Annotated in this window: 17 protein-coding genes; 6 read left to right on the forward strand and 11 right to left on the reverse strand. The window is 33.1% G+C overall.

The features are described 5' to 3' along the window. Nucleotides 1–94: 94 nt before the first annotated feature. The 5 genes from AC1QSP_RS12985 to AC1QSP_RS13005 all read right to left on the reverse strand — a co-directional run bounded on the left by AC1QSP_RS12985 (nt 95) and on the right by AC1QSP_RS13005 (nt 5,346). Nucleotides 95–1,036, reverse strand: a complete 942-nt coding sequence (locus AC1QSP_RS12985; RefSeq protein ID WP_323674069.1) for a transketolase family protein — start codon at nt 1,034–1,036, stop codon at nt 95–97. Between the two features lie 57 nt (nt 1,037–1,093). After that, entirely contained in the window at nt 1,094–2,560 is a 1,467-nt protein-coding gene (locus AC1QSP_RS12990) for a hypothetical protein (RefSeq protein ID WP_484079044.1), read from the reverse strand. 29 nt (nt 2,561–2,589) lie between these two features. Then, nucleotides 2,590–3,435: a transketolase gene (locus AC1QSP_RS12995; RefSeq protein WP_484079045.1), complete on the reverse strand. Its 846-nt coding sequence runs from the start codon at nt 3,433–3,435 to the stop codon at nt 2,590–2,592. A gap of 131 nt (nt 3,436–3,566) precedes the next feature. Continuing rightward, nucleotides 3,567–3,806 carry a hypothetical protein gene (locus AC1QSP_RS13000; RefSeq protein ID WP_484079046.1) on the reverse strand — a complete coding sequence of 80 codons (240 nt, stop codon included), beginning with the start codon at nt 3,804–3,806 and terminating at the stop codon, nt 3,567–3,569. A 1-nt stretch (nt 3,807) separates the two neighbouring features. After that, on the reverse strand, nt 3,808–5,346 hold the full coding sequence (locus tag AC1QSP_RS13005; protein ID WP_484079047.1) for a sodium:solute symporter: 1,539 nt from the start codon (nt 5,344–5,346) through the stop codon (nt 3,808–3,810). Between the two features lie 111 nt (nt 5,347–5,457). Between AC1QSP_RS13005 and recR the strand changes: the two genes are divergently transcribed. The 3 genes from recR to AC1QSP_RS13020 are packed head-to-tail and all read left to right on the forward strand — an operon-like array spanning nt 5,458 to nt 7,278. Beyond that, on the forward strand, nt 5,458–6,072 hold the full coding sequence (gene recR / locus AC1QSP_RS13010; protein ID WP_322970903.1) for a recombination mediator RecR: 615 nt from the start codon (nt 5,458–5,460) through the stop codon (nt 6,070–6,072). Nucleotides 6,073–6,086: 14 nt separating this feature from the next. Then, entirely contained in the window at nt 6,087–6,671 is a 585-nt protein-coding gene (locus tag AC1QSP_RS13015; protein WP_484079048.1) for a phosphoribosyltransferase family protein, read from the forward strand. Next, complete coding sequence (locus AC1QSP_RS13020; protein ID WP_484079049.1) at nt 6,661–7,278, forward strand: haloacid dehalogenase-like hydrolase; 618 nt, start codon at nt 6,661–6,663, stop codon at nt 7,276–7,278. The genes AC1QSP_RS13015 and AC1QSP_RS13020 overlap by 11 nt, the downstream gene beginning before the upstream one ends. 13 nt (nt 7,279–7,291) lie before the next feature. Here AC1QSP_RS13020 and AC1QSP_RS13025 read toward each other — a convergent pair whose 3' ends face one another. The 6 genes from AC1QSP_RS13025 to rsfS form a co-directional block, all read right to left on the reverse strand. Continuing rightward, nucleotides 7,292–7,534: a hypothetical protein gene (locus AC1QSP_RS13025; protein ID WP_484079050.1), complete on the reverse strand. Its 243-nt coding sequence runs from the start codon at nt 7,532–7,534 to the stop codon at nt 7,292–7,294. A gap of 83 nt (nt 7,535–7,617) precedes the next feature. Further along, a complete protein-coding gene (locus tag AC1QSP_RS13030) occupies nt 7,618–8,268 on the reverse strand; it encodes a phosphatidylserine decarboxylase family protein (protein ID WP_484079051.1) in 651 nt (216 codons plus the stop codon). Beyond that, a complete protein-coding gene (locus AC1QSP_RS13035) occupies nt 8,265–9,116 on the reverse strand; it encodes a phosphatidate cytidylyltransferase (protein WP_484079052.1) in 852 nt (283 codons plus the stop codon). The genes AC1QSP_RS13030 and AC1QSP_RS13035 overlap by 4 nt, the downstream gene beginning before the upstream one ends. Beyond that, nucleotides 9,113–9,721, reverse strand: a complete 609-nt coding sequence (locus tag AC1QSP_RS13040) for a hypothetical protein (protein WP_484079053.1) — start codon at nt 9,719–9,721, stop codon at nt 9,113–9,115. The genes AC1QSP_RS13035 and AC1QSP_RS13040 overlap by 4 nt, the downstream gene beginning before the upstream one ends. A 116-nt stretch (nt 9,722–9,837) precedes the next feature. Continuing rightward, nucleotides 9,838–11,817 carry an ATP-dependent zinc metalloprotease FtsH gene (gene ftsH / locus AC1QSP_RS13045; RefSeq protein ID WP_484079054.1) on the reverse strand — a complete coding sequence of 660 codons (1,980 nt, stop codon included), beginning with the start codon at nt 11,815–11,817 and terminating at the stop codon, nt 9,838–9,840. Between the two features lie 23 nt (nt 11,818–11,840). Further along, nucleotides 11,841–12,209: a ribosome silencing factor gene (gene rsfS / locus AC1QSP_RS13050; RefSeq protein ID WP_484079055.1), complete on the reverse strand. Its 369-nt coding sequence runs from the start codon at nt 12,207–12,209 to the stop codon at nt 11,841–11,843. 96 nt (nt 12,210–12,305) lie between these two features. Here rsfS and AC1QSP_RS13055 point away from each other — a divergent pair, with 96 nt between their 5' ends. Genes AC1QSP_RS13055 through AC1QSP_RS13065 form a run of 3 tightly spaced genes read left to right on the forward strand, consistent with a single transcriptional unit; the run spans nt 12,306 to nt 13,986 of the window. Then, complete coding sequence (locus AC1QSP_RS13055; protein WP_484079056.1) at nt 12,306–13,019, forward strand: biotin--[acetyl-CoA-carboxylase] ligase; 714 nt, start codon at nt 12,306–12,308, stop codon at nt 13,017–13,019. Between the two features lie 27 nt (nt 13,020–13,046). Next, a complete protein-coding gene (gene idi / locus AC1QSP_RS13060) occupies nt 13,047–13,562 on the forward strand; it encodes an isopentenyl-diphosphate Delta-isomerase (RefSeq protein ID WP_322970913.1) in 516 nt (171 codons plus the stop codon). A gap of 13 nt (nt 13,563–13,575) precedes the next feature. Beyond that, nucleotides 13,576–13,986: a 6-pyruvoyl trahydropterin synthase family protein gene (locus AC1QSP_RS13065; protein WP_484079057.1), complete on the forward strand. Its 411-nt coding sequence runs from the start codon at nt 13,576–13,578 to the stop codon at nt 13,984–13,986. The last annotated feature ends 2 nt before the right edge of the window (nt 13,987–13,988 follow it).

A 13,988-nucleotide genomic window follows, 5' to 3' on the forward strand; every position in this document is an offset into this window, starting at 1 on the left:
TTTGCATCACTAACAACTTAAAACCGAACTAAACTTTAAATCATAAAAAACCCACCTAATTTAGGTGGGTTTTTTATTGCGATCCAATGAAGGATTATAATAAAGATTTTACTTTCGCTATAACAGCATTTGAATCAATTTCATATTTTGCCATTAATTCTGCTGGAGTTCCTGATTCACCAAATGTATCATTCACTGCAACAAATGCTTGTGGAGTTGGACATTTCTGTGCTAAAACACGTGCAACTGACTCTCCTAAACCTCCTAAAATATTATGCTCTTCTGCAGTAACAATTTTTCCTGTTTTCTTTACTGAATTGATGATAATGTCTTCATCTAAAGGTTTAATCGTGTGGATATTGATTACTTCACATGAAATTCCTTCTTTTTCTAATGCTGCTGCAGCCACTAAAGATTCCCAAACTAAATGTCCAGTTGCAACAATCGTTACATCTGTTCCTTCGTTCATTAAGATTCCTTTTCCTATTTCAAATTTTTGATCAGCAGGAGTAAATACAGGGACAGCTGGGCGCCCAAAACGTAAATAAACAGGACCTTCGTATTCTGCTGCAGCAATTGTAGCTGCTTTCGTTTGATTATAATCACAAGGATTAATAACAACCATTCCTGGTAACATTTTCATTAATCCAATATCTTCTAATGTTTGGTGCGTTGCTCCATCTTCTCCTAAGGTTAAACCAGCGTGAGATGCTGCAATTTTTACATTTTTATTTGAATAAGCAATCGATTGACGAATTTGATCATAAACGCGTGCTGTAGAGAATTCAGCAAAAGTTCCAGTAAATGGAATTTTTCCACCAATTGTTAAACCAGCAGCAATACCCATCATATTCGCTTCAGCGATTCCTACTTGGTAAAAGCGCTCTGGATTTTCTTTAATGAATTGGTCCATTTTTAAAGAACCGATTAAATCAGCACATAATGCCACAACATTAGGATTTGTTCTTCCTAATTCTGTTAATCCGTCACCGAATCCACTACGTGTATCTTTTTTTTCTGTGTATGTTAAATCGATCATTGTAATTGTTTTTTATGTGGAAGTTGCCTTCCGTATGTTTTATTTTTTTTCTAATTAGTCCAAAGAATCTAAGAATTTTTTTAATTTTTCTTTGTCTTCTTTATTATACGAATCGTAATTTTTACTTAGCTCCCAAATACTTTTTCTGATGGCGTCAACTGTTGAATTTACATCAATTAAGCCTGTATTGTATAAGTATAAATCACAAATTTGTCCACTGTAATTATAGACAATTTGTTTTAATGATTTGTCAGTAAATGATGGAATTTGAATTTTTAAATCCTTGCAATAGTTCGGAGTGTACTCCATATAATAAGGCGCATTCAACTCATGGATTGCAAGATTAATTTCATCCAATGAAGATTGTTTGTATAACGATTGATAGCTGGCAAGGGCTGCTGCTTCTTCAATACTATCATTGAGATTCCATAGTCCATCTTCAGAAACGATGTCCAATGATGCTGTATCTTTTACCAATACAAATGCATTTGCATCATTATAATATTTAGTAAATAAATTATTAAGTTCTTTTGCTTCGTTTTTATCAATCAACCCATGCTTTTTGAAAAGCTGTATCGTCTTCTTTGTTGATGCATCTACACTTTTTAACGCCGATTGACGATCAAAATCATACGTATTATCATAATCATTATCCATCAGAACAATGGCAATTGCTGATGATGACATAATAGTAAATAAATTATTTATTTTTAAATCATCAGACTGAGCGTAAGAATAATAATTATACAAAGGGTCATCATATCGATTATCAGCTGTATAAGGATAAGTTGTTACTGTATCTTCAATTTCACTAGGCGTCTCATACATCTCCTTATATTGATTCTTTACAATCTCCAGATTTTTTTGATAGTCAGAAATGGCTTTATTCTCATCAAAATATAATTTCAATTGAGAAGGCTTTACCTGATTAATAATTATTGAATTTCCATGTGAATTAGAACCAAGTTTGACGATTAAACCTTTAATGTCAGTGTGTGGAATAAGAAAACTGACATTATCAATTTTACTTTTTTCATCAATACAAACTGTCGTTGTATCATCAACATTTTCTTCATTCAATTGGTAATAATTACAGGTGTATCCATTAATCGTTTCTGTTCGATTTAATGCAACAAGATGATTTTTCTTTGAAAAGTATTCTTCATCATACGGAAAATGTTCATCTGTTGCTGAATAATCCAATAATGTTGGAGTTTTTATACCTATTTCATTTTCCAATGATTTAAATATCACATCGTAATAACGTGTAGGTGTAATTAGAAATGCTGACGATTGAAAACGATCAAACAAAAAATCAGAAGTTGAATGCCCCAAAATGCCATCTTTTCCTAAATAAATATTTAAGAAACTATCAGCAAAATATTCATCTCCGTATAATGCTTTTATGTCATCAGATACCGAATATTGATAAGATATCTTATGATTAAAATTATACGTTTTTTCCTGAGCAATTAATGTTAAAGAACAAAACGCGAAAAGGGAACAAAATAATTTTTTCATAGTAGTTGGGAGTAATTTATTGTAGGATTCTAGTAATCTCCTAATTCAGTTACAGGGTTTTGTTCTAATGCAGAAGCTAATTGATCATCAGAAGGAGCTTTTCCATGCCAAGCATGCGTTCCCATCATGTAATCTACTCCATTACCCATTTCTGTGTGTAATAAAATAGCAACTGGTTTACCTTTTCCGGTTAAAGATTTTGCTTTTTCTAATGTCGCTAAAATTGCTTCTAAATCATTTCCTTTTGGTTCATCGATAACGTCCCAACCAAAAGCTTCAAATTTCGCTTTTAAGTCACCTAATGGTAATACATGATCGGTATCTCCATCAATTTGGCGTCCATTGTAATCTACAGTAGCGATTAAGTTATCTACATTTTTACCTGCAGCAAACATTAATGCTTCCCAAATCTGCCCTTCTTGTAATTCACCATCACCGTGTAATGTGTAAACTAATTTATCGTCATTGTTTAATTTTTTAGCTAATGCTGCTCCGATAGCAACCGATAATCCTTGTCCTAAAGATCCTGAAGCTACACGAATACCTGGTAATCCCTCATGTGTCGTTGGATGTCCTTGTAAACGTGTATTTAATTTACGGAATGTGTTTAATTCTTCTACTGGGAAGAAACCATTGCGAGCTAAAACACTGTAAAATACAGGAGAGATATGACCATTAGATAAAAAGAATAAATCTTCATTTTTTCCGTCCATTGAGAAATCTGTCGAGTAGTCCATTACCTTTCCGTATAGGGCGACTAAAAATTCAGTACATCCTAATGATCCACCTGGGTGACCACTATTAACAGTATGTACCATTCTTAAAATGTCTCTTCTTGTTTGTTGTACTTGTGTTTGAAGTTCTTGAAGTGTCATGTTTGTTTGATATAATTTTTACAAAAATAAGTTATTTTTCGGGGGTATAGAAATCAATCGAAGCACGAATGCGATAAAATTTAGGTTAAAAAAATAGCTCAATTGAAATCGAGTCAATTGAGCTATATATTTTAGTCGTTGTACCATTCTCCTCGGTGAGGTTTTAAAGCATCGCGAACGGCAATCATTTCCGATTCGTTCACAACAAGCCACGCAATGGCGTGCATTTCCTCTAGTTCTTCGTAACCAGTGATATGATTTGCCAATTGATCGCGTTCAATGAATTGCTTCAAATGAATTTCATGATGTTTTGCTGTTGGTAAAGCATCTGGACCATGAAAATCCCATATTAATTTTAATCTCTTCTCCATTCTAAATCGTGTTGGCCTCTTCAGGCATGTGTTTACTTACTAACCATAATCCGATAAAAGTTAATAATCCATTTAAAATAATTAACTCTACTCCGATTCTATAATCGGTAAAATTAGTAACAATTTCGTTAATAATATAGGTTAAAATAGGTGCAAGTAACGATACGGTAATGATTGCATATTTGATAACAATTTTACGCGAAGTAAAAATCCCAAAAGCGAATAAACCTAATAGTGGGCCATATGTATAACCTGCAACTTCCATGATTAGATAAACTATTCCTTTATTATTGATCATTTTAAAAATCATAATCAGGATAAAAAATACAATTGTAAAGGTTAAATGCACTTTAAGACGTAACGATTTCTTTTGTTTTTCAGTTAAATCATTGCGATCATTAATATTTAATAAATCCACACAATACGAAGATGTCACGGCAGTAAGGGCACCATCTGCTGAAGGGAATAAGGCCGAAATTAATCCAATGATAAAAATTACAGAAATAAACATTGGAAAGTAACCTTGTAAGGATAAAGCAGGGAACAAGTCGTCACCCATCACATTTACACCACCTTCTTTCAAATGAAATGTAGATTCGATTACATTATAAAAACCTCCATTTTCAATTGCATATAAATATAGTATTCCGCCTAAAAATAAAAAGGCTAAATTGACGAATAATAATGTACCAGCAAACGTCAACATGTTCTTTTTGGCATTGGCAACATTATCCACAGAAATGTTTTTTTGCATCATTTCTTGATCTAGTCCGGTCATCGCAATTGTAATAAACATTCCTCCAAGAATAGTTTTAAGAAAAAATGTTTTTGAATTTGGATCAAAATTGATGAAGTGGGTATAATTTTGAGCTGATAATTGATTGAAAGCCTCTGTTGGAGATAAATTTAATTGATTTAATATAAACCAAATACATGCAATTAAACTGATAATCATAAAAGAAGTTTGTAATGTATCAGTCACTACGATGGTTTTCACTCCCCCTTCAAAAGTATAAAGAAGAACCATAATTAATAATACTGCGGTTGTCGCCCAAAATGGAATTCCTAAGGGATCCAATAAAAACAATTGCAATACATTAACCACCAAATATAGTCGTGCTGTTGCACCAATACCACGAGAAATAATAAAGAAAATCGATCCCATTTTATGTGCCTCCACATTAAAACGTTTTCCTAAATAGGTATAAATCGAAGTTAAGTTCATTCGATAATACAGAGGAAGTAAGATAGCAGCTACAATAAAATAACCGATAAAGAAACCGATGACCATCATATAATATTCAAATCCACCATAGACGTACTCTGTCCCTGTTAATTTACCGACCGTTCCCGGAACTGAAATAAATGTCACACCACTAAGACTAGTACCAATCATACCGAATGCAACTAGCCACCATTTACTCTTTTTATTTCCGTTGAAAAAAGATTGATTATCAGAATTTCGACTTGTAAAATAAGAGATTACAAGCAATCCTATAAAATAGATTACTACAAAAAGTAGCAAAACAGATGAATTCATAAATTTTTTAACAAATATGATTCAAATTTAATATTTTTGAAGTTATAATGAAGATTTAAAAGCCTTGAATTTTAGTAATTTTGTAGGCTAATCAATTAATAGCTTGAGAAAATGAATTATCCAAGTAAAGTTTTGGAACGTGCAGTAGATGAAATGGCAAATTTGCCAGGAATAGGGAAGAGGACTGCTTTGCGATTGGTACTTCATATGTTAAATCGACCTAAATCTCAAACCAATGCTTTAGCTGAAGCCTTGGACCAATTGGTTGATGATGTTAAATATTGTACAAAATGTCATACCATTTCAGATCATGAGGTATGTGAAATATGCATTAATCCATTAAGAGATCAGAGCTTAGTTTGTGTAGTAGAGGATGTTCGCGATGTGATGGCAATTGAAAATACAGGACAATTCAAAGGAACATATCATGTATTAGGTGGAAAAATTTCACCCATGGAAGGAGTTGGTCCAGGACAATTGAATATTTCTTCATTAATCGAACGTGCAAAAAATGGTGAAATTAAAGAAATTATATTTGCTTTAAGTTCAACGATGGAAGGGGATACCACAGTTTTTTATTTGTACCGACAATTAAAAGATTATCAAATTGAATTTTCTACGATTGCACGTGGGTTAGGTGTTGGAGATGAGTTAGAGTATGCGGATGAAGCAACTTTAGTTCGATCTATCCAATATCGTGTGCCTTATTCGGATCAAAAATTTTAACTTAAATTATATATATGAAAGTCATCAACTTTAATTGCTCTGAATTTGAAGTTTATCTTCAATCAATTGTTGATGAATTAATTATTGATTTCCAATCCATACTTGTTTTAGGCGTAAAAGAGGGTGGAGTTCCCATTGCCACAATGGTCTATCAAAAATTGACGACTTTTAAGCATGTAAAGGTTGATTATTCTGAAATTTTATGTCAACGTCCAACAACGAAAGTGAAAAAGAAAAACCCTCAACGGGAAAAATTAGTAAAATCCATTTTTCGTTACACCCCAGAAATTGTTTTGAATCAAATTCGTGTGGCTGAACATCATCTGCTTTCTTCAAAAAAAAGGAATACTCGACGTACAATTCATGCAGAATATGAGAGAGAGACGAATCATTATGATCTAATTTTAATCGTAGATGATGCTGTGGATACAGGGCATTCTATGGCTGAAATTATAAACTACGTCAAAAGGCAACATCATCAATCAATAATTAAAACACTATCGGCAGTTGTGACTAAAAAAAATCCCGTAATTATGCCAGATTATAGTTTGTACCGTGATGTATTAATCCGTTTTCCTTGGTCTTTAGATGCAAAGTAATAAAGTTGTTTTTGATTTTGATGAAACGTTTATTTCCATCAATTCATTCCCTTATTGGGTAGTTTATTTGATAGTATTTGATTTTTTAACGCTTAAGTGGAGTGCGGGTCTATACCTGACGAAATGTTTATTGCAAAGGAAAATCATGAAAACAATTTCTCATGTCGAATTCAAAGAAGAAATTCTAAAGCATAAAATCAATTCGACTAGTGTTCGTATATTTTGCCAATTTCTTCGTAGATATGAACATCAATGGATTCATGATAAGTTTGTTCAACATATTCATCAGCAAGATGAGGTCATCATATCTTCAGCTGCGCCTGAAATCTATTTGAGAGAATACTTTAAAAATCAAAAGATTAAAATCGTTGGTGCGCATTTAAAAACGGATGGAACTTTAAATGATAACCATAGCGAAATGAAATTAAGTAATCTATATCACTTCCAATGGCTGAATAAGAATGAAAAGTTAAAAGAAGTATATACAGATTCTTATGAAGATTTACCTTTGGCTAAGCAGTCGCTTCATGTATATCTTATAAAACCAAATCTCAAAACCTTAAAAGCTTTTGAGATTTTGAAAGAGCATATTACAATTTTAAAATAAAAAAAGCTGGAAATTAATTCCCAGCTTTAATTGTATCTTCTTTAACTGTCTCCACTTGAACAGAATCAGTTTTAACTTCTTCGTGTTTAGCTTCTTCAGTGTGCTCCTCGTGTCCTAAGTGTTCACTTCTGTGGTGCACATCTTCTGCTGTGTATGCTTCGTGCTCAACAGGTAAAACGCCGTGGTTTCCTCCGGGTTTATTGTTACAAGAAACTGCGAATAAAGCTACAGCAGCTAATAATCCTAATTTTTTCATGTCTACAACTTATTTTATGTGTAAGATAATTTATATAATATCTGAGGGACAAAATTAAATTAAAATGTTCGTTTAATGAAATTTTATTTTAATTCTCCGATCTTTTGAATACCTCCTTTTGTAATATCACCTACTTTTACGTCAATTTGAGTTCCTAATGGCAAGAAAATATCCACTCGAGAACCAAATTTAATAAATCCATATTCTTGACCAGCTACAGCTTGATCATTTTCATGGGCATAATTCACGATTCGTCGTGCGACAGCACCAGCGATTTGTCGAAATAATACCTTTGTTTGATTAGGTGTCTCAACAACGACTGTTGTTCGTTCATTTAATTCTGAAGATTTTGGATGAAATGCAACCAAAAACTTACCAGGATGATACTTCGAGAAAATTACGTTTCCATTTACAGGATAACGGGTAACGTGTACGTTTAATGGGGTCATGAAGATGGAAAGCTGAATGCATTTCTCTTTTAAAAATTCAGGTTCATAGACCTCTTCTAATACCACGACTTTACCATCAACGGGTGCAATGATACAATTGGATGTTGAATCTGTTGCGCGCTCAGGATTTCTAAAAAACCAAATCACAAAACCAAATAGAATCCATAATGGTAATGCAATTAAAAATCCATACGGTGGGATACTATATCCTAACGCAATAGTAATTAAAGTAAATAATACCAAGCATCCAATTAAAATGGATGTACCTTCTCTGTGAAGCCTCATAAAGTGTATACTAATAAATAATATAAATAGATAAACGGAACGACAAATATAAAACTATCTAATCTATCTAAAAAACCTCCATGCCCAGGAATTAAATTTCCACTGTCTTTTACACCAAAAAAACGTTTCAATTTAGATTCTGTAAGGTCTCCAATAGGTCCTAAAATCGCTACAATTACACCAATAATCGTCCAATTGATGATAGGGTTTTGATCGAAATACGTTTCGATTAAAAAACCTGCTAAAATCGTGAAAATGAAACCTCCGAAGAATCCTTCCCAAGTTTTAGCACCTGATATTTTAGGGGCGAATTGATGTTTTCCAAATAAATTCCCTGCAATATAGGCAAACGAATCACTGGTCCACAATAGAATGAAAACAAATAATAATTCAGGGTTCATTTTGTTTTCTCCCAAGTCATATCCAAAGGTTGGAAGCGTTAATGCAAGAATAAATGGCAATACTACATAGACCACAGCTACTGTCGCTTTAGAGAAATCATTAATTAATTCTCTTGTGGAGTAAAATATTGTGATAATGGCTATCGTAAATAATACAGGACCAATAAATGCTTTGGTATTAAGAAAAAAGTCATAATTGGATGCTCCTGTAAAAAAGACAGTATAGAATTCTTTTCCAAAAAATAGGAATAAGAATAATGAAGCAACAAGGCTTCCACCTAAATATAATTTGTCTCTTAATTGGGTTAATTTGATAAATTCAAACAAACAGAAACTAGCAAAAATAGCCATTAAAGCTAATAACCCATAAGGATGAAATGTTGTGCCTAGGAAAATAATAAGAGCGTAAATTAATCCGGAGATTGCTCTGGGGATAAAATTTTTCATGAGATATCGTCTACCAATAAGAGGTAAATGTTTTTAGCATTTGGAATTGAACTAAAGCTATGCATGTCTTTTCCTCTAATACATGTAATGTTGGAAGGTAAATTGTCTTTCTTTAAATTTTTTAATTTTTGTAAAGCATCACTCAGATTGTTAGCAAATTGCTGAGGTTTAGCCCAAATTATAAAATTCATTGGAAATTCTTCGACTTTTCGGCCAGCCGTTTGATGTGCAGAAATCATAATGCTTCCGTCAAATGCACATAAAAATTCACATTTTAAAAATGAGAACCCTTGAGGTAAGTCGGTCGGATTATTGGTATATGGAACCGAAATCGAATCAAGCTTTGATTCTAAATCTTGATCCAAACAAATTATACGATTAATCTTTTCGTAATTGATGATTTGTTGAAGATTATGAATGGCTTCATTTTCATTTCCACAATACAAGAAATGCCCACCACCTGAATTAAAGTTGGTCGCAAACAATTCATCTAAAGAAGATTCAGCTTCTGTAGCTGATTTAAGAAATAAATCAACGTTTTCTTGCTCATCCTTCTCCAGATCAGTAATTGACTTGTTGAATAATTTTTTAATGGCCTTCCACATGAATAATCATGATTTACAAAAATTCGATTAGAGTGTTTAAAGGTAGTAAAATTTACGGATTAAAAAAGGAACATAAAAAAAAACACATCCTAAGATGTGTTTTTTATACTAAAAAGTTATTCTTTGATAATTTCTGATTCTTTTTCTACCGGTTCAGTCGTCGGCTCTTCTTTTAAAAGCGCATCTGAACTGAAAGGGCGCGGACCAAAAATTTCTTCTAAATCTTCTTTAAAGATGACCTCTTTATCAATTAATTTTTGGGCTAATAAATCTAATTTATCTCTATTCGCACGAAGAATTTCTTTGGCTCTTTCGTATTGACCTTCGATTAAAATACTAATTTCTTTATCGATTTTTTGAGCAGTTAACTCAGAATAAGGTTTACTGAAACCATATTCATTTTGACCAGATGAATCATAGTAAGAAACATTCCCTACTTCTTTATTTAATCCGTAGATACTTACCATAGCATTGGCTTGTTTTGTCACTTTTTCTAAGTCACTTAATGCTCCAGTTGAAATGTTACCCATCACAACTTCTTCCGCTGCACGACCACCCATTGTCATACACATTTCGTCTAACAATTGTTCAGTCGTTGTAATTTGACGCTCTTCAGGTAAATACCAAGCTGCTCCTAACGATTTTCCACGAGGAACAATCGTTACTTTAACCAATGGTGCAGCATGTTCAGTTAACCATCCAATTGTTGCATGCCCAGCTTCGTGATAAGCAATACGTTCTTTCTCTTGTGGCTTAATAACTTTCGATTTCTTTTCAAGTCCACCAATAATACGGTCAACAGCATCTAAGAAATCTTGTTTTTCAACCACTTCTTTATTTTTACGAGCTGCAACTAAAGCGGCTTCGTTACATACATTAAAAATATCAGCTCCTGAGAAACCAGGGGTCTGTTTTGCTAAGAATTCTACGTCTACATCTTCACCTAATTTTAAAGGACGTAAGTGTACTTTGAAAATATCTTTACGCTCATTTACTTCAGGTAAATCCACGTGAATCATACGGTCAAAACGACCTGGACGAATCAAGGCTTTATCCAAAATATCTGCACGGTTCGTTGCAGCAATTACAATAACATTCGATTCAGTTCCGAAACCATCCATTTCAGTTAACAACTGATTTAAGGTATTTTCACGTTCATCATTTGATCCCGAGAAGTTTGATTTTCCACGCGCACGACCAATGGCATCAATCTCATCAATAAAGATAATTGAAGGCGATTTTTCTTTGGCATTTTTAAATAAGTCACGTACACGAGAAGCACCAACTCCTACGAACATTTCAACGAAATCAGAACCTGATAACGAAAAGAAAGGAACTTTAGCTTCACCGGCTACAGCTTTTGCTAATAACGTTTTACCTGTACCTGGAGGTCCTACTAATAATGCACCTTTAGGAATTTTACCTCCTAATTTTGTGAATTTTTCAGGATTACGTAAAAATTCTACAATTTCTTCGATTTCTTCTTTCGCACCTTCTAATCCCGCTACATCTTTGAAAGTCGTTTTGATATGATCTTCCCCTTCAAATAATTTCGCTTTGGATTTTCCAACGTTAAAAATTCCTCCTTGTCCACCGCTGCTTGGTCCACCCATACGACGGAAAACAAAGAAATAAATTGCACCGAAGAACAATAACCATAAGAAAATGTTTAAAAACATTTTGCTGAAAACATCAGGTGTGATAGTGTTTAGCTTCACATTTTTGTTTGGACTTTGAGCAACAATTTCATTGAATTCTTTTTCAAAGTTACCGGCATCAGCAATCGTAAATGAATAGTTTGGACCTTTTGCTCCAAAATCCATAATACCTGGCTCTTGATTTTTGAATTGCTTAAATTCTTCTTTATTTAAGGCTTCATCAGTCAAGTAAACACTTACTTTATTGTTCTCTAAATCTAAATCCACTTGATCCACATAGCCTTGTGTAATATAGCTATTGAATGTCCCGCGGTCTAAACTTTTAGACTGACTTCCAATATTTGGCGTTAATAAAAAGAAGCCAATAAGCACTAATCCTATGATAGCATATATCCATGTAGGATTAAAACCTTTTGGTTTTAAATTATTTTTTTTCAAATTTTTTTGGTTTCGTTACAAGATTAATAATTCATTTCGATACGAGTTTCTTTGGCATCTCCCCATAAACCTTCGATGTCATAGAATTCTCTGTATTCTTCTTGAAAGATATGAACAATAACGTTCGTATAGTCCATTAAAATCCAATGTTTGTTTTGAGTCCCTTCTACGCTATAAGGTCTCTCATGCATTTCTGTTTTTACAGTTCTTTCAACAGATGCTGCGATTGCGCTTACTTGTGTATTCGATTTTCCGTTACAAAGAACAAAATATTGACAAAATGCATTTTCAATTTCACGTAAATCTAAGATGGTAATATCTTCTCCTTTAACATTTGTAATTCCGTCAACAATGCTATCTAATAAATCCTTTGTATATTGTGTGTCTATCATCAATTTTATTTATAAATGGCAAATTTAAGTAATATTAGGAATATTCTTGCGATTTTAAAATAACTTTAACCACATATTCGATTAAGTCAAAAAAGGATGAAAATTATTACGTTCCCAACCATTCCTAATACCAATAATTATTTAATGGATTTATCCAAAAAAGGTGCCAACTCTTGGACCGTCATACATGCTTTAGAGCAAACTGAAGGAAAAGGTTATGCAGGGAATCAATGGGAGGTTATCGCAAATCAAAATCTAACGTTTAGTTTTTTGATTAAAAGTGATTTAGAATATCGTGATTTAATTTATCTCAACGAATGGATAGCACTGGTATTGCATCGGTCATTATCCGCTTATACCAAAGGAATTGAGGTAAAATGGCCGAACGATATCATTTTAAATAACAAGAAGATTTGTGGGGTTTTGATTGAAAATCATAAAACCAATCATCAAATGCATTCCATCATTGGAATTGGTATAAATGTGAATCAAACTGATTTTAATCATTTACCAAAAGCAACATCTCTATCGAAAGAAACTGCCAAAACGTATGACATCGTGTCGGTATTGACAGAATTAATGCAGAATTTTCAGTCCGAATACCACTGGTTGGAAGAAAAAAAATTTGATACCATTCATCAGCACTATAATGAATTATTGTTTCGTAAGGATATTAGTTCCCAATTCCGATGGAATGGAGAAGTGATTGAAGGAGTAATTCGAGCATCAACAGAACGTGGTACATTAATCGTAGAGATCAATGGTGAAGAACAAGAGTTTTTGCATAAACAAATTGAATTGATGTATTAATTCCCGATAAAATGTAAATTTGTTGTTATGGAAGAATTTGTTGTATTGGTAGATCGCGAAGATCGCGAATTAGGATTGATGGAAAAGCAACAAGCACATGTTGCAGGTTTATTACATCGCGCATTCTCAGTTTTTATTTTTAATTCAAAAGGAGAACTGATGTTGCAACAGCGTGCAGCGACTAAATACCATTCGCCTACGTTATGGACCAATACTTGTTGCAGTCATCCACGTGAAAATGAAACATATCGGGATGCAGCCAAACGAAGATTGGTAGAAGAAATGGGTTTTGATTGTGATTTATCCTACAAATTCAATTTTATTTATAAAGCACCTTTGGATAATGGATTAACGGAGCACGAATTGGATCATGTTTTTATAGGTACTTTTGATGGAGAACCTAACCTTAATTCTGAGGAAGTAATGGCGTATCGCTGGGTAGAAATGGATGACCTAAAAAAAGATATGCAAAAAAATCCACAAAATTATACCGCTTGGTTTAAAATTATTTTTGATCAGTACCTTTCGCATATCGAAGCATAAAAATAAAATCCCTATGAAAGTAACTATAAACCGTAAGGCTCATTTTAATGCCGCACATCGTTTACATAATCACCAATGGAGTGAAGAGAAAAACCGTGAAGTGTATGGAAAATGCTCCAATCCAAATTATCATGGTCATAACTATGAACTGATTGTAAGTGTAAAAGGAGAAGTAGATCCCGAGTCTGGTTTTGTCATGAACTTGGATGTTTTACGTCAAATTATAGCTGTTGAAGTAGAAGACTATTTGGATCACAAAAACCTAAATTTGGATGTTGAAGATTTTAAACATTTAATACCAACGGCTGAAAATATTGTAGTTGTGATTTGGAATCGTATACGTGCAAAACTGAATGAAAGTCTTGAACTAAAAGTAACCTTGTTTGAGACACCAAGAAATTATGTTGAATACGAAGGACATTAGTG

It is taken from the genome of Faecalibacter sp. (assembly GCF_057177045.1).